This window comes from Nocardia sp. NPDC050435 (genome assembly GCF_040655395.1).
Lineage (GTDB): Bacteria > Actinomycetota > Actinomycetes > Mycobacteriales > Mycobacteriaceae > Nocardia.
Window position 1 is genome coordinate 69,824 of the sequence record NZ_JBFAJW010000004.1, and the last position, 21,363, is coordinate 91,186.

The following is a 21,363-nucleotide window of genomic DNA, read 5'->3' on the forward strand; positions in this document are numbered from 1 at the left end:
ACTTCGCCTTACTTCGGGGTGACGATGTTCGCGGCGATCGCGACCGGCTTGCTCGCGTTGCTGCCCGCCAGGCAGACCAGCTTCGCGGTGCCCAGGGCGACGTTCGGGCTGCCCGCGAACGTGCTCTCCGGGTTCTCCGCCAGAATCTCCTCGATCAGGCTCTTCTGCGCGTTGGCGTCGAGCGCCTTGAAGTCGCCGCAGCTGGTACGCGAGGCGGTGCCCAGCTTGGAGGTGTCGACCGCGCTGGTGCTCGCCGCCGCGCTCGCCGTGCTGGTCGGCGAACTCGCCGGGCTGGCGCTGGACGCGGAGGTCAGCGAGCCGCCCTTGCGCAGGCCGCTGGCGTCGCTGGAATCGTCGGAACCGCCGCAGGCGGTCAGTGTCAGGGCCACCGCGCCGGCGGCCAGGACCATGACGGAAATTCGCTTCATGTAGTGCTTTCCCCGGTGCCTCCGGGCGCCGGAACCTCCGGCGCTCGGTGCAGCGTACCGGGTGCACCGCCCGCGGACCCGGGGGCGGTGCTCATCACTCGCCGGGTGTCGGCGTCAGTGCACGTGCGACTGCCAGTCCGCGGGCACCCGCCCGCGCGGGCCGGGGACACCCTGGTCGGCCGGGTGGCTGTGCGGCGGGGCCAATTCGGGCCCGTCGCCGTACATTTCCTCGGTCTGGTAATTCCAGAACCAGTCCTCGCCGGGCTCGTAGCTCTGGATGAACGGGTGGCCGTCGGCCGCGGCGTGCTTGGACGCGTGCTGGGCCGGGGAGGAGTCGCAGCAGCCGACGTGGCCGCACTGCGCGCAGCGCCGCAGATGCACCCACCAGCCCTGGTTCGCTTCGCACTCCACACACCCCGGACCGCTGGGCGCGACCGCGGGATCGATTCCTTCGATGGCCTCAGGCATGGGTTTCCTCCGGTGTGGGGTTCTCGCGGTGCAGGGGCAGCCGGACGATGAATCGGGTGTTGCCCGGCTCGGATTCGACGCGGATGTCGCCGTTGTGCTTGTTGACCACGATCCGGAACGAGATGTCCAGACCCAGGCCGGTGCCTTCGCCGACCGGTTTGGTGGTGAAGAACGGTTCGAAGATACGGCGCAGCACCTCGTCGGGCACACCGGGACCGGTGTCGCCGATTTCGATGGCCGCGCAGTCGCTTTCCTGATACGTGCGGACGGTGAGCGTGCCCTTGCCGTTCATGGCGTAGACCGCGTTGTCGATCAGATTGGTCCACACCTGGTTCAATTCCGCCGCGTAGCAGGGAATCTGGGGCAGGTCACGGTCGTAGTCCTTGACCACCTTGATCTCGTCGCCGATCTTGCGGCCCATCATCACCAGGGTGCTGTCCAGCAGTTCGTGCAGATCCACCACCTGGAACGGCGCCCGGTCCATCTGCGAGTACTGCTTGGCCGCCCCGACCAGCGTGGAGATGCGCGTGGTCGAGTCGGCGATCTCGTTCATCAGCAACTCGGTCTCGATGGTGTAGTTGAGCCAGCGGATCGCGCCCTCGAAGGTCTTGTCCGCGCAGCCCTCCAGGGTGCCGTGCACCGTCTCCAGCCAGTCGACGTCGATGCCCGCCTGCACGAAATTGGGGGCGAGATCCCAGCCGCCGGAGATGTCGTGATCCTCGAACCACTCGCCGAGGGTCTCCTCCCGGTCGCTGGCCTCCATCGTGGTCAATTCCGGGGCCTTGGCCACCTTCTCGGCGGCTTCCTCCTGCAGGCGCACGAGCGTGAGCAGCACCTCCGGGGAGAACTTGCCCTGCGCCATCATCGCCAGCTTGTGCCGCATGCCCGCGACCCGCTCACGCAGCCCGGAGGTCGCCCGGACCGCGGCCGCCGCGGGATTGTTCAGCTCGTGCGTCAGGCCCGCCGACAGCGAACCCAGCGCCAGCAGCCGTTCCCGTTCGGCCAGGCGCTGATTGGTGGTGCGGTTGCCGTAGAACGCGCCCTCCAGCAGGTGCACCGCCATCGGGAACCACTCGCGCATCATCCGCGCGAAGGTGCCCGCGTCCAGCACGAAGAAGCGCGAGCTGCGGGTGACATACATCGAGCCGGTGTAGTTCTGCTCGACCGCGTCGCCGAGATAGGCCGTCCAGGCGCCGGAGTAGACGCCCTTGTGATCGGTCCGGTTCACCTCGATCTCGGTGCCGCCGGACAGCTTGGTGATGCGCACCTCGCCGTCCATCAGCACGTAGAAGCAGGTGGCCGGATCGCCTTCGTGGAACACCGGTCCGGGCTCCAGGTATTCGATCTTGCCGTCCGCGCACAGCCAGGCCAGCTGCTCGTCGTCCAGCTTCTCGAACAGGAACAGGGTGCGCAGTTCGTCGGGGTCGCAGACCCCGTGGGAGGCGCGCGTCGCGATGTCTTCGGTCATTTCAGTTGCTCCTACGCGAGATACCGGTGCACGAACATGACGGCCATGGCGCCCTCGCCGACCGCGGACGCCACCCGCTTGGCCGACTCGGCGTGCACGTCGCCGGCCACGAAGACGCCGGGCACGCTGGTCTCCAGATGGTGTGGCGACCTGGGCAATTCCCAGCCCGCCGGGCGCGCGCCGTCGAGTTGCAGATCCGGCCCGGCCAGCACGTAGCCGCCCGCGTCCCGCTTGACGACGCCGTCGAGCCAGTCGGTCTGCGGCGCGGCGCCGATGAACAGGAACAGCCGCTCGGCCTCGGCTTTCTCCTCGACGCCGGTCGCGTTGTCGCGCAGCATGATCCACTGCAGGTGGTCTTCGCCGTCCGCGCCCACCACCTCGGTCTCGGTGTGCACCTGGATATTCGGGATCTGCGCGATCTGCTGCACCAGGTAGTGCGACATGGATTTGTCCAGCGCGTCGGCCCGCACCACCAGGTGCACCGTCTTGGCCTTGCGGGACAGGAACACCGCCGCCTGCCCGGCGGAGTTCGCGCCGCCGACGATGTACACGTCGTGGTCGGCGCATTCGGCCGCCTCGGTCATCGCCGAGCCGTAATACACGCCGCGGCCGGTGAATTCGTCCACGCCGGGCGCGGGGTGGCGGCGGTAGTCGACGCCGGTCGCGATGATCACGGTGTGCGCGCACAGCCGCCCGCCGTCGGCGAAGCGCACGGTGCGGGCCGAGCCGTTCGCCTCCAGCCCCACCACCTCGCGGGTGGTGATGACCTCGGCCCCGAACTTCGCGGCCTGCCGCCGGGCGCGATCGGCCAGCTGGGCGCCGGACAGTCCGTCCGGGAAGCCGAGGTAGTTCTCGATCCGGGAGCTCTGCCCGGCCTGGCCGCCGGTCGCGGTGCGCTCCACCAGCACCGTCCGCAGGCCCTCGGACGCGCCGTAGACCGCCGCGCCCAGACCTGCGGGGCCGCCGCCGACCACGATGAGATCGTAGAAGTCGCCGGCCGGATTCACCGTGAGCCCGACGTGCTCGGCCAGCTCGCTGTCGGTCGGCTCGATCAGGGCCTGCCCGTCGGAGGTGATCACCACCGGGCAGCGGTCGGCGCCGACGCCCGCGGCTTCGAGCAGGCGGTTGCCCTCGGCCTCCTCGGCCAGGTACCAGCGGTAGGGGAGTTGGTTGCGGGCGAGGAACTCTCGCACCTGCGAACAGCGCGGCGACCAGCGGTTGCCGACCACCTGGGTCTCGGTGACGGGCCGGTTGTCGCTGCCGCGCCAGGCTTCGAGCAGGTTGTCCAGTACCGGATACAGCTTCTCCTCCGGCGGATCCCAGGGCTTGAGCAGGTAGTGGTCCAGGTCGACGACGTTGATCGCGTCGATCGCGGCGGAGGTGTCGGCGTAGGCGGTGAGCAGCACGCGCCGGGCGTAGGGGTGCAGGTCCATGGCCTGCTCGAGGAATTCGATGCCGTCCATGCCGGGCATCCGGTAGTCGGCGATCAGGACGGCGACGGGCTGGCCGCGCAATTTCATCTCGCGCAGCGCGTCGAGGGCGTCGGCGCCCGACTCCGCCCGCAGGATCCGGTAGTCGGCGCCATAGCGGCGGCGCAGATCACGCACGACCGCGCGGGAGACACCCGGGTCGTCGTCCACGCTGAGGATGGCCGGCTTGGAAGCAGCAGTTGGAGCAGTCACCCGACGATTATCCCGCGCCGGGCGATCACGTGTCCTGCCCGTCTCGGGGCCACGCGCTCAGACTTGATGGTGGATGACCAGATCGAGTTCGGTCGGCGTGAGCAGTCGTTCGAGCTTCTCCTCTGTCGTATCGGTCTTCACCGGCCGGCCGTCGTCGGGTTCGATCGAGGGCAGCAGCGGAAGATCCTGGTTACGGCGGCGGGGTAGGAACGAGCGCAGTTTCACAGCCGATCACCTCACACTGGATGGGAATTTGGTGGCAGTGCGTCTGTTGGTGCTTCGTGTATCCGCCATTCTGCGCCCGGTATTACAGCGCGTGGTCACCCGAGAGCCAAAATGTGACCCGGTTGTATTCCAATTGGCTCTGACTATTATGTGTGACATCTCGTCACTCACATCACGGAGGCAACGTTGCCGAAGAATCTCGAAGCGACCATCGACATCGCGGCGCCCCCCGAGCAGGTCTGGCGCGTGGTCTCCGATCTGAAGCGCATCCCGGAGTTCAGCCCGCAGACCGTGCGCACCATCCCGCTCGGCAAGGTCAAGGTCGGCACCTTCGCCGTCAGCGTGAACCGCGACGGCAAGCTGTTCTGGCCGACCACCGCCCGGGTCGTGCGGATGGAACCGAACTCGGCCTTCGCCTTCCGGGTCCTGGAGAACCGCATGGTCTGGAGCTTCACGCTGGAGCCCACCGCCACCGGAACGCGGCTGATCCAGCGGCGCGACGCTTCGAACGGGACGACCACCTTCTCCCGCAAGGCCATCGAACTCGGCATGGGCGGTTACGACCGCTTCGACGGCGTCCTGGTGCAGGGCATGAACCAGACGCTGCAGGGCATCAAGGCCGCCGTCGAAGCGGGCCGCTAGCTACTTCCAGTTCGGCAGCGTGACGACCTGCGCCGCGTAGGACAGGCCCGCGCCGAACGCGATCAGCAGCGCCGTGGCGCCCGGCTTCGCCTCGCCCTTGCGCAGCATCGCCTCCATCGCCAGCGGGATCGAGGCGGCCGACGTATTGCCGGTCTCCTCGATGTCGTTGGCCAGCGCGCAGTGCTCGGGCAGCTTCAGCACCCGCGCCATGATCTCGATGATCCGGCCGTTGGCCTGGTGCGGGATCATCGCCTCCATGTCGTCGGTGGACAGGCCCGCCCGGTCGATGGCGTCGCGGCACACCTTCTCCAGCGAATGCGCGGCCCAGCGGAAGACCGCGGTGCCCTCCATCGCCAGGTAGGGGCGGACCGCGTCCGGGCCCTTCTCCTCGATCTCGGTGAAGAACTCGATCCAATCCTTGTCCTGGCGGATCGCGTGGTGCTGGGTGCCGTCCGAACCCCACACCGTGGGGCCAATGCCCGGCTCCTCGGCGGGACCGACCACCACGGCGCCCGCACCGTCGGCGAACAGGAACGCCGTCGAGCGATCGGCCGGGTTGATCGTGTCGGTGAGCTTCTCGACGCCGATGACCAGCACGTTCTTCGCGGTGCCGCCGCGGACCAGGTCCGAGGCGAGCGCCAGCGCGTGACAGAAACCGGCGCAGCCGGCCGAGATGTCGAAGGCCGCCGCCCCGTTCATCCCGAGGTCGGTGGCGATCCGCGGCGCGGCCGCGGGGGTGAGTAAGAGATGGGTGGAGGTCGCCACGATGACGCAGTCGATCTGATCGACCTCGATCTCGGCGGCCTCGATGGCGTCGCGGGCGGCGGCGACGCTCATGGACTGGATGGTTTCGGTGTCGTCGGCGAAACGCCTGGTCTTGATGCCCGACCGGGTGCGGATCCACTCGTCGCTCGAGTTGATCGGCCCGGCCACCTCCTCATTGGTCACGACCCGGGCGGGGCGATATACGCCGAGCCCGAGGATGGCGGTGTGCTCTGCTCCCGTGGTCTGGGCGAAACGAGCAGACATAAGCGTCTCCTATACACCTGGCGCTGCCTCATCAGTTGCCCCTGTGCAGACATGAGGCCCCCTCATATTAGCTCGGGATCCGCGCGGCGGAAGTGCGTATTTCCGCAATGTCCGGGTATAGCGAGCTCAGCACGTCATTTGCTGAGGACGTGCGCCCTACTAATGGATGCGAGGTTGCCATGCTGGGTCTAGGGATTATCGGATGGATCATCATCGGCGGACTTGCCGGTTGGATCGCGAGCAAGTTCATGGGGACCGATGCGCAACAGGGCATCGTCCTCAATATCGTGGTCGGTATCGTCGGCGGTCTGCTCGGCGGGTTCCTGCTGAAGGTGCTGGGTGTGGACGTCGAAGGCGGCGGGCTCATCTTCAGCTTCCTGACCTGCCTGGGTGGAGCGGCGATCCTGCTGTTCCTGGTGAAGCTGGTGACCGGGCGCCGGCCGGTGCGCTGACGCCGTCGACCGCGTGCCACAGGCTCCGTTCCCGTAAGGTGTGATCGCTTGCGCCGACCCTATTGTCGAGGGTGCGCAACCCTTCTGCACCGAGCACGAAAGAGGAGCCTGTGGCACGCCGTCCCACCCCGCCCGGCACGCCCGATACCACCGCCGTCGGCCACGTGGTCGACCTGGTTCGGTCCGCGATTCCCCCGCTGCATCCCGCCGGGCTGCCGTTCGTCGCGGTTCCGCTCGCGGTCGCGGTGCTCGGCGGCAAACGCAAGTGGGTCCGCCGCACCGGCCTGCTGAGCGCCGCCGCGATCGCCGGCTTCTTCCGGCATCCGCATCGCGTGCCGCCGAACCGCGCCGGCGTCGTCGTGGCGCCCGCCGACGGCGAGATCGCGCTCGTCGACACCGCCGTCCCGCCCGCCGAACTCGGCCTGGGCGAGCAGCCGGTACCCCGGGTCAGCGTCTTCCTGTCCGTGCTGGACGTGCACGTGCAGCGGGTGCCGGTCTCGGGCACGGTGCGCGAGGTGCTGCACCAGCCCGGGCAGTTCAAGTCCGCGGATCTGGCCGACGCGAGCGCCGTCAACGAGCGCACCAGCATGGTCCTCGAAACCCCGTCCGGGCAGCAGCTGGTCGTCGTGCAGATCGCCGGCCTGCTGGCCCGCCGCATCGTCTGCGACGCCCAGAAGGGCGACGTGCTCACCATCGGCGACACCTACGGCCTGATCCGCTTCGGATCGCGGGTCGACACCTACTTCCCGGCCGGCACCGAGCTGCTCGTGCAGCCGGGGCAGCGCACGATCGGGGGCGAAACCGTCCTGGCCGTGCTGGCCGGTTCATGATGGAGGCCGCCCTGTCCAGCGCCCAGCGTTCCGCCGCGCCCAAGCAGCGCCGCCGTTCGATCCGGCTGCTGCCCAGCGTCGTCACCATTCTGGCGCTGTGCGCCGGGTTGTCGGCGGTGAAGTTCGCCCTCGACGGCCGGCTCGACATCTCCCTGGCCATGATCGGCGCGGCCGCCGTATTGGACACGCTGGACGGGCGGCTGGCCCGCATGCTGGACGCCACCACCAAGATCGGCGCGGAGCTGGATTCGCTCTCCGACGCCATCTCCTTCGGTGTGGCTCCGGCGCTGGTCCTCTACATCACGCTGCTGGACGAGAGCAGCGCCGGCTGGATCATCGCGCTGCTCTACGCGGTGAGTCTGGTGCTGCGCCTGGCCCGGTTCAACACCCTGCTCGACGACGACACCCGGCCGGAGTGGTCGCGGGAGTACTTCGTCGGCGTGCCCGCGCCCGCCGCGGCGCTGATCGCGCTGGTGCCGATCGCGCTGTACGTGCAGTTCGACGATCCCTGGTGGATCAAGTTCTGGGCGGTCGCGGCCTGGACGGTGTTCGCCGCCGCGCTGGCGGTCAGCACCATTCCCACGCTGGCCATGAAGTCGGTGTCGGTGGCCCCGCAGGCCGCCGCCGCGCTGCTGGTGCTGGTGGCGGTCGCCGCCGCGCTGCTGGTGACGTATCCGATTGTGCTGCTGCTGATTCTGGTGGCGCTGTATCTGGGGCACATTCCCTTCGCCTGGCATTCCCAGCGCTGGGTGGCCGCGCGCCCGGAGACCTGGGAGCACAAACCGGCCGAGCGCCGGGCCCAGCGGCGCGCGCAGCGTCGCCGACCGGCGCTGCGCCGCCCGGTGATTCGCGGTTCCAGTGCCCGGTTGCGGCTGCGCCGTCCCGGCGCCAAGCGGCCCTCCGACGAGGACGCCTAGCGCGCACGACTTTCCCGGAGAATTCCGCAAGCCCCGAAAGGTACTGTCACACCTGACAATCGGCCGCATCCGGTGACGAGCGCGGGAGAAGGTGGCGGTGGAGTCCGACGGCTCGCGGGAATTCCGGGCGCATCACCCGCGCCTGTTCGCCCTCGCCTATCGCATGCTGGGTTCCGCGCGCGAGGCCGAGGACGCGGTGCGCGAGGCCCGGCTGCGCTGGAACGGCACGGGGCGCAGCACGATTCGCTCCGCCGAGACGTGGCTGACCGGCACGGTCGTGAACCTGTGCCGGGCCCGGCTGGTCACGGCCCGCGTGCGCCGGGCCGGGTATGCCGGGCCGTGGCTGCCCGAACCGGTGCCGACCGCGCGAGGTGAGCTCGGCCCGCTGGAATCGGCCGAGGAGCGCGGCCTGGTGTCGCTCGCGCTGCTCGCGGCGCTGGAGCGCCTGGAGCCGGTGGAGCGCGCGGTCTTCGTGCTGCGCGAGGGTTTCGGCTATGCGCACCGCGAGATCGCCGACCTGCTTGCGCTGTCCGAGGCGGCGGCGGTGCAGACCTATCGCGCGGCCGGTGCGCGGTTGCCCGCGGGCCCGGATCGCGCGCCGCTCGCGCGCGACGCGGGTCGCGCGCTGCTCGAAAGCCTGCTGAAGGCGGCCCGCGCCGGTGCGGACGAGGAGCTGGAGCGGCTGCTGGCCGCCGAGGTCGTGCTGACGGTGGACAGCGGCGGCCGGGATCGCGCGGCGCTGCGCCCGCTGGTCGGGGCCGAGCTCGTCGCCCGCTATCTGGCCGGACTGTTCCCGGCCGAGCGGCCCGAGCTGGAGATCGCGCTCGAGGAGGTCAACGGCGGCCCGGCGGCGGTGGCGCGGTTGGCCGGGAATCCGATGCTGATCATCGATGTCGCGGTGCGGGAGGCACTCGTGACCTCTGTTCGTGTGGTCAGCGATGCCGGAAAACTGGCCTATTTCCGCCGCTTGACCTGCTGATTCCTCTCGAAGCGAGATCGTCAACTGATGGTTGACGATGCGGGTTCGTCAACCTATCGTTGACGATATGACCTCTTCCTTCCGGCTGGACGACCTGATCTCCGGCATCAAGAAAGCCCGCCCCGACAACCCTCTGGACCAGCTGTCCGACGCCGTGGTGGCGGGCAACCACCTCGGCGAACTCGCCGACCACCTGATCGGCCACTTCGTCGACCAGGCCCGCCGCTCCGGGGCCTCCTGGACGGCGATCGGTGAGAGCATGGGCGTCAGCAAGCAGGCCGCGCAAAAGCGTTTCGTGACAAAGACTCCCGCCGACGCGGCGGCGATGGATCCCAACGCCGGCTTCGCCAAGTTCACTCCCCGCGCGCGGCAGGTCGTGGTCGCGGCCCAGGAGGAAGCCCGCACCGCGGGCAACAGTCAGATCACCACCGCGCACCTGGTGCTCGCCCTGCTCACCGAACCCGAAAGCCTCGGCACCGCCGAGATCGTCGCCAACGGCGTCACTCTGGACGCGGTGCGGGCGGCGGCGCAGGCCGCGCTGCCCGCCCCCGACGGCGGCGAGATCCCGGCGATGATTCCCTTCGACGCCGAAGCGCGCAAGGTCCTCGAACTCACCTTCCGGGAAGCACTTCGCCTGGGCCACAACTACATCGGCACCGAGCACATGCTGCTCGCCCTGCTCGAGCTGGAGAACGGCGCGGGCCTGCTCACCGGCCTGGGCGTGGACAAGGCCAAGTCCGAAGCCCATCTGCAGGAACTGCTGTCGGTGTATCTACAGCAGAAACAGCAATGAACGAGCCTGCGGCGCACCGGCACCGGGCCATGGCCGAATCGTTCGGCGTCGACGCCGAACGCTACGACCGGGCCCGGCCGCGCTACCCGGAGGCTCTGGTGGCGCGGGTGCTCGGCGTCGCCCCCGGCCGGGAGGTCCTCGATGTCGGCTGCGGCACCGGCATCGTCGCCCGGCAGTTCCAGGCGCGCGGGGCCACGGTGCTCGGCGTCGAACCCGACTCGCGCATGGCCGAATTCGCGCGCGGCACCGGCGTCGAGGTGGCCGTGTCGACCTTCGAGGACTGGGACAGTGCAGGCCGGACCTTCGACGCGATCGTCGCGGGCCAGGCCTGGCACTGGGTGGACCCGGTCGCCGGGGCCGCCAAGGCGGCACGGGTGCTGCGGCCCGGCGGGCGGCTGGCCGTGTTCGGCCACGTCTTCGCGCCGCCGCCCGAGGTGGCGGCGGCGTTCGCCGACGTCTATCGGCGGGTCGCGCCCGACGCACCGTTGAATCGGCAGAACACGCAGCCGACCGGCACCGCGTTGCAGGTCTACCAGGCCATGTTCGACGCGGCCGCGGACGGGATCCGCCAGGCGGGCGGATTCGGCGAACCGGAGCACTGGCGGTTCGACTGGGAGCAGCACTACGACCGCGACGCGTGGCTGGACCTGGCGCCCACCACCGGCGCACTCACCCAGCTGCCGCCCGGCCAACTGGCCCAGGTGCTCGACGAGGTCGGCGCCGCCGTCGACCGGATCGGCGGCTTCACCATGCGGTACAGCACCTTGGCCGTAGTGGCGGCACGCGCCGCCTGAGCGGTCAGCGCGGCGGACCGGGCCGGGCGAGGGATGCCAGCCGAACCCGGTTGCCGGCACCGGTTTTCGCCATCAAGTTGGTGATATGGGTTTTGACGGTGCTGACGCCGACGTGCAGGCTCGACGCGATCTCCGCGTTGGAGCGGCCCTCCGCGACCAGCGTCAGGACCTCGGACTCGCGCTGGGTGAGTCCGAAAGCCGCTGCGGGGTCGGTGGTTTCGGCAACAGTCCGGGAGCGCGCGGTGACCGCCGTGTCGACCACGCGTTGCAGAACCTCGGGTGAGAACGGGTGCGCTCCGGCCGCGGCCCGGCGGATGCCGTCGAGCAGATCGGCGGGCGCGGCATCCTTGACCAGGAACCCGCACGCTCCGGCGGCGAGCGCCGGATACAGGTGATCGTCGTCGTCGAAGGTGGTCAGGACGAGCACCCTGGTGGCCGGACGGGCCGCGAGAATCGCTGTCGTAGACCGGATCCCGTCCATCCCGGGCATGCGCAGATCCATCAGCACGACATCGGGCCGCACCTGCTCGGCCAGCCGCACCGCGTCACCACCGTTCGCGGCTTCCCCGACCACCTCGAGATCGCCCGCCGTCTCACACAGCATCCGCAGCCCCGCCCGCACCAGCTGCTGGTCGTCCACGATCAGCACCCGCACGGTCACGCCGTCCCCGCTTTCGCCGTGGTCTCGTTCATAGCCGCGATCGCTGGCACGCCTCCACCTCCACCTCCACCGCCTCCACCGACGTTGCCGTCGCCGTCGTCTCCGCCTCCACCGTTGTCGCCGCTGCTGCTGTCGGCGCTACTGCCACCGCCGCCGCGGCTGTCGTCTTTGCCGCTGCCTTCGATCTCGCCTTTGCGGCTGCCTTCGCCATCGCCTTCGCCGCTGCCGCCTTCGCCGCTGCCGCCTTCGCCGCTGCCGCCTTCGCCGCTGCCGTCGTCGCCGCCGGCCGTCGTCGCGGTCGCTGGTGCCGTGGCGGTCGCCCGCCTCACTTTCGTTTCCGCCGCCTCTACTTTCGTTTCCGCCGCCTCTACTGCCGTTGCCGTTGCCGTTGCCGTCGCCGTCGTCTCCGCCGCCACCGTTGTCGCCGCCACCGTTGTCGGCGCTACTGCCTTCGCCGCTGCGGCTGTCGTCTTTGCCGCTGCCTTCGATCTCGCCTTCGCCGCTGCCGCTGCCGCTGCCGTCGTCGCCATGGCCGTGGTCGCCGGTGCCGTGGCGGTCGCCCGCTTCGCTTTCGTCTCCCTGTTTGCCGTGACGTCGGTGGCTGTGGTGGCGATCGTGCTGGTCGCTGTGGCGGCAGCGGTGGTGGCCGTGCTGTGGGGATGGCGCGGGCCCGGCGCACCGTCACCGTGGTCGGTGCCGGTGTGAAGCTGCTCGGGGCTTGCTTTGTCGGCGGTTCTGGTGTTCGTGGCCGTGGATTCGGTTGCGGCCGTGGGTAGGTGAGCTGTTAGGTGCCAGCCGTTCGCGGCGGGTCCGGCGGTGAAGGTGCCGCCGAGTAGCGCGACTCGCTCCTGTAGCCCGATCAGGCCCAGGCCGTGTGCGCCGTCGGCGGGCGGCGCGGCCGGTCGGGAGCCGTTGTCGCGCAACAGGAAATCGACGCCCGTGCGAGTCATGGCGATGGTCAGCTGGGCTTCGGCGTCGGTGCCCGCGTGTTTGGCGGTGTTGGCCAGGCCCTCCTGGGTCAGGCGCAGCAGGGTGAGTCCGGCGGTCGCCTCCACCTCGGGGAGCCGGGCATCGATCGTCGCGTCGACGCGCAGGCCCAGGCGCTGCGCCCGGTCCACGACCGTGGCGAGGGCGTCGGGCAGGTCGGCCGGTGCGACGAAGGCGGTGCCGCCGTCGCGCGGATCGCGCAGGATAGTCACCAGTTTCCGCAGATCGGTCAGTGTGGCTTTGCCGCTGGCGTGGATGTCGTCGAGCACCGCCAGCAGTGCGGGCGGCGCGTCCGGCACCGCGTGCCGGGCCACCCCGACCCGCAGCACCGTCGAGGAGACATGGTGGGCGATCAGGTCGTGTAGTTCCCGGGCGATGGCGGTGCGCTCCGTCGCCCGTGCGGCGGCGATCTCCGTCTCCCGACTCCGGGCGATCCGGCGGGCTTCGTGCCGGGCGCGTTCCGCGTTCTCCCGCGCGGCCCGCAGCAGCATGCCGAGCAACAGCGGAGCCACGGCCATGACGACCGCCCGATAGCCGGTGGCGGCCAGGCCGCCCGCTGGATGCGCCAGATACGCGCTCGCGAGTGCGGCCGCCCCCGCCCACGGCCGCCAACCACCTTGGCGCGCAGCGAGTTCGGTGAGCGCGACGGCCGCAGCGACCTTGGAGACGGCCGGTCCGGCAATCCCGAACTCGAAGCCGATCAGCAGTAACGCCGCGCTGCCGAGCGCTGTGGCCAGCGGCAGGCGGCCCGCGCCCGCGACGGCGAGCAGTGACAGGGCGGCGATGGTCCAATCCCGCCCCGTGGGTGCGTTGACGATCCACAGATTGCAGCCGACGCCGAGAGCGACCAGGACCGCCATGCGGATCGGCAGCGACCTGACATCCAGCAGCCACTCCACGCCGCGGTCCACTCCGCTCGACTCCGCCACGTCCCCATGATGCCCGCCCGGCCCGGGCGCGCGGCTCCTACCAAGGGCGGAGACGACTCCACCCGGGGGCCGGAATTCGAGCCTCCGGGTCGGATCCGCTCGGCGCGCCGCCCGGCCAGAGTCGAAGCATGACGGATGAGCAGGACACCTTCGACACCGCGCCACCCGGCGACACTGCACCGAAACCCAACCGCCGCAGACTTTTCGGCCTGACCGCCGCCGGCTTGGCGGCGGGCGCGGCAGCCGGCGTGGCCGGCGGAATCGCGCTCGGCGCGGACTCGAATCCGCCGCACGCGCAGTACGGCGGCCGCCGCCGGTTCGACGGCAAAGTGGTGCTGATCACCGGCGGCACCTCAGGGATCGGCGCGGCCGCGGCTCGCCAGTTCGCCGCCGAGGGCGCGCGGGTCGCGTTCTGCGGGCGGCGCGTGGATCGCGGGCAGGCCGTGGAACGCGAGATCCGGGCCGCGGGCGGCGAAGCCGCGTACTTCCGCGCCGACGTGCTGATCGAGAGCGAGGTGCGGGATTTCGTGGACGCCGCCGCACAGCGCTATGGCGGACTGCACGTCGCCTTCAACAACGCGGGCATCACCATCCAGAAGAAACTGCACGAGTACAGCGCCGAGGAATTCGACCGGGTGCTCGGCACCAATGTGCGCGGAGTGTTCCTCGCGATGAAATACCAGGTGCCGCATCTGATTCGGGCGGGCGGCGGCACCATCGTGGTGACCTCGTCGAGCAACGCGCTGGCCACCGACGCCGGCCGAGCCGCCTACACCGCGGCCAAGCGCGGGCTGGTCGGCCTGGTGCAGTCGGCGGCGCTGGACTACGCGGCCGACGGCATCCGGATCAACACCCTCGTCCCCGGCACCACCGACACCGAGCTGGTACGCCGGGCGGCGGGCATGGCGGCCGTCCCCGACGACGTCTACCAGGTGTTCATGAAGCAGTGGGCGAAATCCAATGTGCCCGGGCTGGGCCGGCTCGCCACCGCCGAGGAGATCGCCGCGTTCGCGCTGACGCTCGCCTCTCCGGAACACCCCTACCTGACCGGTGCGCAACTGGTCATCGACGGCGGGAAGACCGCGCACGCATGAGGGGATTCGTGCTGAGCGACCACGTACTGGCGCAATTGCTGCGCTTCGCGACGGTGGGTGGCATCGCCAACCTCGGATACCTGCTGCCGTTCCTGGCCCTGCACGGCAATGGAACCCAGGTGGCCAATGCCGTGGGCTCGGTCGTGAGCACCGCGCTGGCCAGCGAACTGCACCGGCGGCTGACGTTCCGCTCCGCCCGGGTGGGCCGGTTGACCGCGCAGCTCAAAGGCGGCGGCACCGCGCTCGCCGCGTTCGTCGCGAGCGCCGCCACGCTGGCGGTGCTGGATCACACGGCCCCGGAGCTGAGCGGCCCGGCCGCGGCGGCCGCGGTGCTGACGGTCTCCGCGATTGTCGGGGGTCTGCGCTTTCTTTCCTTACGCCACTGGGTCTTCCGGGACGTTGCGGGCGAGTTCGTCCAGCCAGGCGGCGGCGGAGGCGTCGCTGGGCGCGCGCCAGTCACCGCGTGGTGAGAGCGATCCGCCGGAGCCGACCTTCGGGGCGTTGGGCAGCGTGGAGCGTTTGAACTGGCTGGTCTGGATGAACCGGCGCAGGAATTCGCCGAGCCAGTGCTTGATCGTCGGCAGGTCGTAGGCGTTGCGCTGCTCGGCCGGGATCAGCTCGGGCCAGCTGCCGCGCGCCGGATCGGACCAGGCGTGCAGCGCCAGATAGGCGATGCGGCTGGGCCGGTCGCCGAAGCGCAGCAGATGGTAGAGGTGGAAATCCTGGAGTTCGTAGGGGCCGACGGTGGCCTCGGAGCTCTGCCCGGGCGCGCTGTCATCGGCGTTCGGGACGAGTTCCGGCGAGATCTCGGTCAGCAGAACGGAATTCAGCACCTCGGCGGCGTCGGCGCCGAGGCGCCCGGTCTCGGCGGCCCAGGCGATCAGATATTTGATCAGCGTCTTCGGAACCGAGGCGTTCACGCTGTAGTGCGCCATGTGGTCGCCGACGCCGAACGTGCACCAGCCCAGGGCGAGTTCGCTGAGGTCGCCCGTGCCGACCACGAGCGCGTTGTGCTGGTTGGCCAGCCGGAACAGATGCGAGGTGCGCTCGCCCGCCTGCACGTTCTCGTAGGTGGTGTCGTACTGCGGAATGCCCTGCGCGGCGGGATGATTCAAATCTCGCAGCATCTGGGTGGCCGACGGCTTGATGTCGATCTCGGTGGCCGTCACCCCCAGCGCGGCCATCAGGCGGTGCGCGTCGGTGCGGGTGCGGGTACTGGTTCCGAATCCGGGCATGGTGTACGCCAGCACGTTGGTGCGGGGCAGGCCCAGTTTGTCCATCGTCTCGACCGCCACGATCAGCGCCTGGGTGGAGTCCAGGCCGCCGGAGACGCCGATCACCAGGCGCTCGATGCCGGTCGCGCGCATCCGGGTGCTCAGGCCCTCGACCTGGATGTGATGCACCTCGGCGCAGCGCTCGTTCAGCGCCGCCGGATCGCTGGGAACATAAGGGAAGCGCGGGATCTCGCGGCGCAGCGGCACCGCGCCGGTGGGAATCGGCAGGCCGACCTCGATCCAGCGCATCCGCGCCAGGCGCTCGCGGTGATCGTGCACGGTGTCGGCGAAACTGGTGGCGCGCAGGCGGTCCGCCGCCAGCCGTTGCAGATCGAGATCGGCCAGCACCAGGCGCGGGTGGTCGCCGAAGCGCTCGCCCTCGGCGAGCAGATCGCCGTTCTCGCAGATCAGCGCCTGGCCGTCCCAGGCCAGATCGGTGGTCGACTCGCCGTGTCCGGCAGCCGAATACAGGTACGCGGCGAGATAGCGCGCCGAATGCGACGTGCACAGCGCCCGCCGGTAGTCCGCCTTCCCGATCACGATATTGCTGGCCGACAGATTCACCAGCACGCTCGCCCCCGCCAGCGCCGCGTAACCGCTGGGCGGCAACGGCACCCAGCCGTCCTCGCACACCTCGAGGTGAAAGGTGAAGCCCGCCAGGTTGGTCGCGGTGAACAGCAGGTCCGCACCGAACGGCGCCTGCTGCCCGTCGATCACGATCTCCCCGCGCAGCGACTCTCGCGCGGCGGCGAACTGCCGCTTCTCGTAGAACTCGCGGTAGTTCGGCAGATAGCTCTTGGGCGCCACGCCGAGCACCCGGCCCTTGGACACCGCGATCGCGCAGTTGAACAGGCGGCCCTGGGTGCGCACCGGCGCGCCGACCACCAGCACGGTGTCGATGCGCATGCTCTCGGCCACCAGCCGGCGCAGCGCCAGCTCGACCGCGTCGTCCAGGGCGTCCTGGTGGAACAGGTCGTCGGCGGTGTAGGCGGAGAGGCCGAGCTCCGGGAAGACCGTCAGCACCGCGCCCGCGTCGGCGGCGCGGCGGGCCAGCTCCAGCGTCTGCGCCACGTTGTAGGCCGGATCGGCGACCCGCACCCGCGGCACCGCCACCGCCACGCGGGCGAATCCGTGTCGATACAGCGATTCGAACGGCACCTGCATGCGGCGGGCTCCTGTCCGGAGATGATCATGGTCTGCCGCCGAATCTACGCCCGCCCGCGCAATCCGCCGCCCCAGCGCGGCCAGCTCGCCTGCGGTTTCGGCTCCGGAATCAGCGAGCGCCGGCTCATGTCGGTGACGTGCAGCGGCAGCAGCTGATCGGACAGGCCGCCGAGCAGGCCGAGCAGCTTTCCGCCCAGCGCGGCCCGGTACTCGGTCATGGTGAGTCCGATCATTTGCCGGAACTCCACCCGGCCGAACGGGGCCTGCAGTACCCCCAGCTCCGGATCCTGCACGAACCCCACCGCGTGGATCAGCGAATCCGGGCGGTCGTCGGCGATCGGGCCGCTGGATTTGATCGTGTGCCCCACCTCGAAGCGCTTCCCCGACTGGTACACGTAGCGCGCCAGGTTCTGCAGGAAAGTCACGGGCCACTGCGGCGCGCGCAGCTCGCCCTCCTGGCGCAGCAGCCGGAAGCTGAACTCGAACCCCCACCCCGACTCCGCGGGGTTGTCCCATTCCTTCTCGTACAGCTCGCTCATCCCGAAGCTGACGTAGTGCCAGTGCGGCACCGGGCCGCCGCGGGAGTAGGCGTTCACCCCGTCCAGTGGTTCGGTGCCCCCGGCCGCCCACGGGTCCTCCGCGCGCCATCGTCTCGGCTCGACGCCGCCGTATAGCTCGGCCAGAACCCCCTCGATCGCATCCCACCCGGGTCTACCACTCACCCGCCCAACACTAGGTCCGCACGTCCGGACCCGGCCGATCGGAGGTCGCCAGTTAAGCTATAGCGATGGCGGATGAAACGGAAGAAACGGATTCCGACCTAGTCGCGGGAGAGCGTCGTTCGGACCTCCTGCGCGCGTTGTCGTACGTGTCGACGGACTATGGGCCGGACGGCGAATACATCGTGAACGGGGACCTGCCGCCGGAGGTGGCGCCGCCGTTCATCCGCGCGATCATGCGGGTGGAAGCCGAGCTGTTGCTGCACGACGCGGAGCTGGTCACGGTCGACAACGAGGAACCGCGCACCCCGGACGAGCGGCGTACCGACGCCTTCGTCGCGCTGGTGCTGCGGATCGACGATCGCCCTTAGCCCGCGACCTTGCACTCGCCACACCCGAGTGCTAGAAATGGCTTTGGCACTCTCTAGCTGTGAGTGCCAGGTCGGGACGGTGAGGCCGGGTTCAACGACACCCTCGGTCGTCCGTCGCGGGCACCGAGCCTGGCCACGTACTTGGGGCGATCCCGCCATTGAGGTCGCCTTGCGTGTCAGCCATCTACGTGGAGGATCTCAACAACGCCATGGCTAAGACTATTGCGTACGACGAAGAGGCCCGCCGGGGTCTCGAGCGGGGCCTGAACGCCCTCGCTGACGCGGTCAAGGTGACGCTGGGCCCGAAGGGTCGCAACGTCGTCCTGGAGAAGAAGTGGGGCGCCCCCACGATCACCAACGATGGTGTGTCCATCGCCAAGGAGATCGACCTGGAGGACCCGTACGAGAAGATCGGCGCCGAGCTGGTCAAGGAAGTCGCCAAGAAGACCGACGACGTCGCGGGCGACGGCACCACCACCGCCACCGTTCTGGCCCAGGCCCTCGTGCGTGAAGGTCTGCGCAACGTCGCCGCCGGCGCCAACCCGCTCGGCCTGAAGCGCGGCATCGAGAAGGCCGTCGAGGCCGTCACCGCCAAGCTGCTCGACACCGCCAAGGAGGTCGAGACCAAGGAGCAGATCGCCGCCACCGCCGGTATCTCGGCCGGCGACGCGTCCATCGGTGAGCTCATCGCCGAGGCCATGGACAAGGTCGGCAAGGAAGGTGTCATCACCGTCGAGGAGAGCAACACCTTCGGGCTCCAGCTGGAGCTGACCGAGGGCATGCGCTTCGACAAGGGCTACATCTCCGGTTACTTCGTCACCGACCCGGAGCGTCAGGAAGCGGTCCTCGAGGATCCGTACCTGCTGCTCGTCGGCTCGAAGATCTCCACCGTCAAGGACCTGCTGCCGCTGCTGGAGAAGGTCATCCAGGCCGGCAAGCCGCTGCTGATCATCGCCGAGGACGTCGAGGGCGAAGCCCTGTCCACCCTGGTGGTCAACAAGATCCGTGGCACCTTCAAGTCCGTCGCCGTCAAGGCCCCGGGCTTCGGTGACCGCCGCAAGGCGCAGCTCGCCGACATCGCCATCCTCACCGGTGGCGAGGTCATCAGCGAAGAGGTCGGCCTCTCCCTGGAGACCGCCGGCATCGAGCTGCTCGGCCAGGCGCGCAAGGTCGTCATCTCCAAGGACGAGACCACCATCGTCGAGGGCGCGGGCGACGCGGAGGCCATCAAGGGCCGCGTGGCGCAGATCCGCACCGAGATCGAGAACTCGGACTCCGACTACGACCGTGAGAAGCTGCAGGAGCGTCTGGCCAAGCTGGCCGGCGGCGTCGCGGTGATCAAGGCCGGCGCGGCGACCGAGGTCGAGCTCAAGGAGCGCAAGCACCGCATCGAAGATGCCGTGCGCAACGCCAAGGCCGCCGTCGAAGAGGGCATCGTCGCCGGTGGCGGCGTGGCCCTGCTGCAGTCGGCTCCGGCTCTGGACGAGCTCACCCTGACCGGTGACGAGGCCACCGGCGCCAACATCGTGCGCGTCGCGCTGTCGGCCCCGCTGAAGCAGATCGCGTTCAACGCCGGCCTGGAGCCGGGCGTCGTCGCCGAGAAGGTCTCCAACCTTCCCGCCGGCCACGGCCTGAACGCCGACTCGGGCGACTACGAGGACCTGCTGGCCGCCGGCGTCGCCGACCCGGTCAAGGTCACCCGTTCCGCCCTGCAGAACGCCGCCTCCATCGCGGCGCTCTTCCTCACCACCGAGGCTGTCGTCGCCGACAAGCCGGAGAAGGCCGCCGCTCCCGCCGGCGACCCGACCGGCGGCATGGGCGGCATGGACTTCTGAGTCCTGCCCCCGGGCAACCAGTTTCACAACCGAAGGCCGGTCCACCGTGGGTGGGCCGGCCTTCGGCGTTGCGGAACTATTCGGCGAATACCTGGTCGAGGGTGGTCGCGGTGAGCAGCCGCTGCATCCATGCCTGTTGCTCGTCGGCGGTGCCGGCGCGGATGGTGGCCAGCACGTGCGGAGACAGCGGACCGAACTTGAATGTCAGCTGCTCGGTCAAGCATTCGGCCCGTGCCCTGGCCTGGCCGATCACGATTCCGCGCGCTCGCCCCTCGGCATAACCCTCGGCGCGCAGCCTGTCGCTCGTGGTCATCAACGCTCCTTGCTCGGGATTTTGGGCGCGCTCGGTGCACCGCGCACGAGGTCGAATTCCGAAGTAGGGCGACCAGTTACGCAACCGAGGTCCGGCCCGCCACCTGGTGTGCCGGACCTCGGTGGTCGGCGAACTAGTCCGCGAATACTTCGTCGAGGGTGGTCGCGGTGAGCAGCCGCTGCATCCAAGCCTTCTGCTCGGTGGTGGTGCCTACATGGATGATGCCCAGGATGTGAGCTGGCAGCGGACCAAATTTAACCGTCAGCAAGTCGGTCAAGTCTTGTGCTCGTGCATTCGCTTCGCCTATGGCGATGCCGCTTGCCTGGCCTTCTGCTCGCCCCTCGGCTCTGCCTTCTGCATGGCCTTCCGAATGGCCTTCCGCTCGACCCTCGCTATAGGCGCTGGCGCGCATTCGTTCGCCGGTGGTCATCAATGCCTCCTTGGCTCGAGGGGTGATCCGTTCGAGGTAGGGGCCGAGATCTCGGACGGATACTTCGCTCGTCAACAAAATGTACGTCAGATACGGAATCAGGGCGTCGACTCCGTCGGGCGCGGATGCCGTGGTTCTGATCGCTTCCTCCAGTGGTTTCAGTTTCTGGACGACGGTCTCGAGGTCGGCGTCTCTCAGGTCGGTTTTGAGCAGGTAGAACATCATCTGCACCGGCTGGGCCAGTTTGCGGGCTTGCAAGGTCGGGAAGTCGACGGCCGCGACATCGTCGAGCAGGAATTGGAACCGCGGCAAGTGCGGCTCCAAGATCTGGCGGACCTCCGGGTCGGCGTCGTAGAGATCCGCGATCTCCGTGGGCGACGACCATGGTCGCCCGGTGCTGTTGGCGTGCACCACGATCGGAACGACCAGCGGTAGTGTCATGGCTTTCGGATTCTTCGCCCGGTAGTGATTCCAGAGCCCGGTGATGTAGCCGAGCATGCGCAGCGGCATCAGTCGGTCCGGGCAGCTCTGGTGCTCGACCAGCAGGTAGACGAAGGCGTCGCGGCCGTCGCAGGTGGTCCGGAAGGCCAGGTCGCAGTAGCTGGAACGCAGCTCCTCGCTGACGAAGCTGCACGACATCAGCTCTAGTCGTTTCCAATCCATCCGTGCCGCAACGGCTTCCGGTAGGACTTGCCGCAATTGCGAGGTGGCGTTGGCTGGTTGGCCCAGCACTCGGCGGAACAGGGCGTCGTGGGGGTTCGAAGGCGTGACTGCCATGGCGCGGGACGCTACGCGCGACCGACCGGCGACACGCCATGAACGCAAAAGTGCGTTTGCAATATTGCGTTTCGGTCACGAACTTGGTCCGGACAGGGGAAC

Annotated in this window: 23 protein-coding genes; 11 read left to right on the forward strand and 12 right to left on the reverse strand. The window is 69.3% G+C overall.

Annotation, left to right across the window (positions count from 1 at the left end; genetic code table 11):
- Positions 1-8: 8 nt before the first annotated feature.
- From AB0I43_RS12835 to AB0I43_RS12855, 5 genes are all read right to left on the reverse strand, one after another.
- Positions 9-428, reverse strand: a complete 420-nt coding sequence (locus tag AB0I43_RS12835) for a hypothetical protein (protein WP_356979964.1) — start codon at positions 426-428, stop codon at positions 9-11.
- 114 nt (positions 429-542) lie between these two features.
- On the reverse strand, positions 543-896 hold the full coding sequence (locus AB0I43_RS12840) for a UBP-type zinc finger domain-containing protein (RefSeq protein WP_356979966.1): 354 nt from the start codon (positions 894-896) through the stop codon (positions 543-545).
- The gene (locus AB0I43_RS12845) at positions 889-2,364 is read right to left on the reverse strand and encodes an ATP-binding protein (RefSeq protein WP_357431989.1); all 1,476 of its coding nucleotides are present in this window, start codon (positions 2,362-2,364) and stop codon (positions 889-891) included. The genes AB0I43_RS12840 and AB0I43_RS12845 overlap by 8 nt, the downstream gene beginning before the upstream one ends.
- An 11-nt stretch (positions 2,365-2,375) precedes the next feature.
- Complete coding sequence (locus AB0I43_RS12850) at positions 2,376-4,046, reverse strand: FAD-dependent oxidoreductase (protein ID WP_356979970.1); 1,671 nt, start codon at positions 4,044-4,046, stop codon at positions 2,376-2,378.
- Positions 4,047-4,103: 57 nt separating this feature from the next.
- Positions 4,104-4,271 carry a hypothetical protein gene (locus AB0I43_RS12855; protein WP_356979972.1) on the reverse strand — a complete coding sequence of 56 codons (168 nt, stop codon included), beginning with the start codon at positions 4,269-4,271 and terminating at the stop codon, positions 4,104-4,106.
- 186 nt (positions 4,272-4,457) lie between these two features.
- On the opposite strand from AB0I43_RS12855, the gene AB0I43_RS12860 reads away from it, so the two are divergent.
- Positions 4,458-4,913: an SRPBCC family protein gene (locus AB0I43_RS12860; RefSeq protein WP_356979974.1), complete on the forward strand. Its 456-nt coding sequence runs from the start codon at positions 4,458-4,460 to the stop codon at positions 4,911-4,913.
- Here the strand turns inward: AB0I43_RS12860 and AB0I43_RS12865 are convergent, their stop codons facing one another.
- Positions 4,914-5,942 (reverse strand): beta-ketoacyl-ACP synthase III, encoded by a 1,029-nt coding sequence (locus AB0I43_RS12865; protein ID WP_356979976.1) that lies wholly within the window; start codon positions 5,940-5,942, stop codon positions 4,914-4,916.
- A gap of 179 nt (positions 5,943-6,121) precedes the next feature.
- On the opposite strand from AB0I43_RS12865, the gene AB0I43_RS12870 reads away from it, so the two are divergent.
- The 6 genes from AB0I43_RS12870 (at position 6,122) to AB0I43_RS12895 (ending at position 10,707) form a co-directional block, all read left to right on the forward strand.
- Positions 6,122-6,394, forward strand: coding sequence for a GlsB/YeaQ/YmgE family stress response membrane protein (locus tag AB0I43_RS12870; protein ID WP_356979978.1), 273 nt, complete (start codon positions 6,122-6,124; stop codon positions 6,392-6,394).
- Between the two features lie 110 nt (positions 6,395-6,504).
- Positions 6,505-7,224: a phosphatidylserine decarboxylase gene (locus AB0I43_RS12875; RefSeq protein ID WP_356979980.1), complete on the forward strand. Its 720-nt coding sequence runs from the start codon at positions 6,505-6,507 to the stop codon at positions 7,222-7,224.
- Positions 7,224-8,141 (forward strand): phosphatidylcholine/phosphatidylserine synthase, encoded by a 918-nt coding sequence (locus AB0I43_RS12880; RefSeq protein ID WP_356980046.1) that lies wholly within the window; start codon positions 7,224-7,226, stop codon positions 8,139-8,141. Before AB0I43_RS12875 ends, AB0I43_RS12880 begins: the two co-directional genes overlap by 1 nt.
- Positions 8,142-8,238: 97 nt before the next feature.
- Positions 8,239-9,120 (forward strand): sigma factor, encoded by an 882-nt coding sequence (locus tag AB0I43_RS12885; RefSeq protein ID WP_356979982.1) that lies wholly within the window; start codon positions 8,239-8,241, stop codon positions 9,118-9,120.
- Positions 9,121-9,187: 67 nt separating this feature from the next.
- On the forward strand, positions 9,188-9,913 hold the full coding sequence (locus AB0I43_RS12890) for a Clp protease N-terminal domain-containing protein (RefSeq protein ID WP_356979983.1): 726 nt from the start codon (positions 9,188-9,190) through the stop codon (positions 9,911-9,913).
- Positions 9,910-10,707, forward strand: coding sequence for a class I SAM-dependent methyltransferase (locus AB0I43_RS12895; RefSeq protein ID WP_356979985.1), 798 nt, complete (start codon positions 9,910-9,912; stop codon positions 10,705-10,707). Before AB0I43_RS12890 ends, AB0I43_RS12895 begins: the two co-directional genes overlap by 4 nt.
- A 4-nt stretch (positions 10,708-10,711) precedes the next feature.
- Here AB0I43_RS12895 and AB0I43_RS12900 read toward each other — a convergent pair whose 3' ends face one another.
- Together AB0I43_RS12900 and AB0I43_RS12905 are read right to left on the reverse strand one after the other, a co-directional pair.
- On the reverse strand, positions 10,712-11,368 hold the full coding sequence (locus tag AB0I43_RS12900; RefSeq protein WP_356979987.1) for a response regulator transcription factor: 657 nt from the start codon (positions 11,366-11,368) through the stop codon (positions 10,712-10,714).
- Complete coding sequence (locus AB0I43_RS12905; protein ID WP_357431991.1) at positions 11,365-13,284, reverse strand: histidine kinase; 1,920 nt, start codon at positions 13,282-13,284, stop codon at positions 11,365-11,367. Before AB0I43_RS12905 ends, AB0I43_RS12900 begins: the two co-directional genes overlap by 4 nt.
- 128 nt (positions 13,285-13,412) lie before the next feature.
- Here AB0I43_RS12905 and AB0I43_RS12910 point away from each other — a divergent pair, with 128 nt between their 5' ends.
- Together AB0I43_RS12910 and AB0I43_RS12915 are read left to right on the forward strand one after the other, a co-directional pair.
- Positions 13,413-14,378, forward strand: coding sequence for an SDR family NAD(P)-dependent oxidoreductase (locus tag AB0I43_RS12910; RefSeq protein ID WP_356979990.1), 966 nt, complete (start codon positions 13,413-13,415; stop codon positions 14,376-14,378).
- A complete protein-coding gene (locus tag AB0I43_RS12915) occupies positions 14,375-14,848 on the forward strand; it encodes a GtrA family protein (protein ID WP_357431994.1) in 474 nt (157 codons plus the stop codon). The genes AB0I43_RS12910 and AB0I43_RS12915 overlap by 4 nt, the downstream gene beginning before the upstream one ends.
- Here AB0I43_RS12915 and AB0I43_RS12920 read toward each other — a convergent pair.
- Together AB0I43_RS12920 and AB0I43_RS12925 are read right to left on the reverse strand one after the other, a co-directional pair.
- Complete coding sequence (locus AB0I43_RS12920) at positions 14,753-16,816, reverse strand: NAD(+) synthase (protein WP_357431996.1); 2,064 nt, start codon at positions 16,814-16,816, stop codon at positions 14,753-14,755. The genes AB0I43_RS12915 and AB0I43_RS12920 overlap by 96 nt on opposite strands.
- 44 nt (positions 16,817-16,860) lie before the next feature.
- Complete coding sequence (locus tag AB0I43_RS12925) at positions 16,861-17,538, reverse strand: suppressor of fused domain protein (protein WP_356979993.1); 678 nt, start codon at positions 17,536-17,538, stop codon at positions 16,861-16,863.
- 65 nt (positions 17,539-17,603) lie between these two features.
- Here AB0I43_RS12925 and AB0I43_RS12930 point away from each other — a divergent pair, with 65 nt between their 5' ends.
- Together AB0I43_RS12930 and groL are read left to right on the forward strand one after the other, a co-directional pair.
- Complete coding sequence (locus AB0I43_RS12930; protein ID WP_356979994.1) at positions 17,604-17,906, forward strand: hypothetical protein; 303 nt, start codon at positions 17,604-17,606, stop codon at positions 17,904-17,906.
- Between the two features lie 209 nt (positions 17,907-18,115).
- Positions 18,116-19,741: a chaperonin GroEL gene (gene groL / locus AB0I43_RS12935; RefSeq protein WP_356979995.1), complete on the forward strand. Its 1,626-nt coding sequence runs from the start codon at positions 18,116-18,118 to the stop codon at positions 19,739-19,741.
- Positions 19,742-19,817: 76 nt separating this feature from the next.
- On the opposite strand, the gene AB0I43_RS12940 is transcribed toward groL, so the two are convergent.
- Both AB0I43_RS12940 and AB0I43_RS12945 read right to left on the reverse strand, forming a co-directional pair.
- Positions 19,818-20,054, reverse strand: coding sequence for a hypothetical protein (locus AB0I43_RS12940; RefSeq protein ID WP_357431998.1), 237 nt, complete (start codon positions 20,052-20,054; stop codon positions 19,818-19,820).
- A 133-nt stretch (positions 20,055-20,187) separates the two neighbouring features.
- The gene (locus tag AB0I43_RS12945) at positions 20,188-21,261 is read right to left on the reverse strand and encodes an Rpn family recombination-promoting nuclease/putative transposase (protein WP_357432000.1); all 1,074 of its coding nucleotides are present in this window, start codon (positions 21,259-21,261) and stop codon (positions 20,188-20,190) included.
- Positions 21,262-21,363: the final 102 nt, after the last annotated feature.

Coding starts and splice junctions, on each gene's coding strand:
- groL (WP_356979995.1), top strand. CDS start 18,116: ATGGCTAAGACTATTGCGTACGACGAAGAGGCCCGCCGGGGTCTCGAG.
- AB0I43_RS12890 (WP_356979983.1), top strand. CDS start 9,188: ATGACCTCTTCCTTCCGGCTGGACGACCTGATCTCCGGCATCAAGAAA.
- AB0I43_RS12865 (WP_356979976.1), bottom strand. CDS start 5,942: ATGTCTGCTCGTTTCGCCCAGACCACGGGAGCAGAGCACACCGCCATC.
- AB0I43_RS12880 (WP_356980046.1), top strand. CDS start 7,224: ATGGAGGCCGCCCTGTCCAGCGCCCAGCGTTCCGCCGCGCCCAAGCAG.
- AB0I43_RS12920 (WP_357431996.1), bottom strand. CDS start 16,816: ATGCAGGTGCCGTTCGAATCGCTGTATCGACACGGATTCGCCCGCGTG.
- AB0I43_RS12945 (WP_357432000.1), bottom strand. CDS start 21,261: ATGGCAGTCACGCCTTCGAACCCCCACGACGCCCTGTTCCGCCGAGTG.
- AB0I43_RS12870 (WP_356979978.1), top strand. CDS start 6,122: ATGCTGGGTCTAGGGATTATCGGATGGATCATCATCGGCGGACTTGCC.
- AB0I43_RS12910 (WP_356979990.1), top strand. CDS start 13,413: ATGACGGATGAGCAGGACACCTTCGACACCGCGCCACCCGGCGACACT.
- AB0I43_RS12940 (WP_357431998.1), bottom strand. CDS start 20,054: ATGACCACGAGCGACAGGCTGCGCGCCGAGGGTTATGCCGAGGGGCGA.
- AB0I43_RS12835 (WP_356979964.1), bottom strand. CDS start 428: ATGAAGCGAATTTCCGTCATGGTCCTGGCCGCCGGCGCGGTGGCCCTG.
- AB0I43_RS12895 (WP_356979985.1), top strand. CDS start 9,910: ATGAACGAGCCTGCGGCGCACCGGCACCGGGCCATGGCCGAATCGTTC.
- AB0I43_RS12930 (WP_356979994.1), top strand. CDS start 17,604: ATGGCGGATGAAACGGAAGAAACGGATTCCGACCTAGTCGCGGGAGAG.
- AB0I43_RS12840 (WP_356979966.1), bottom strand. CDS start 896: ATGCCTGAGGCCATCGAAGGAATCGATCCCGCGGTCGCGCCCAGCGGT.
- AB0I43_RS12845 (WP_357431989.1), bottom strand. CDS start 2,364: ATGACCGAAGACATCGCGACGCGCGCCTCCCACGGGGTCTGCGACCCC.
- AB0I43_RS12915 (WP_357431994.1), top strand. CDS start 14,375: ATGAGGGGATTCGTGCTGAGCGACCACGTACTGGCGCAATTGCTGCGC.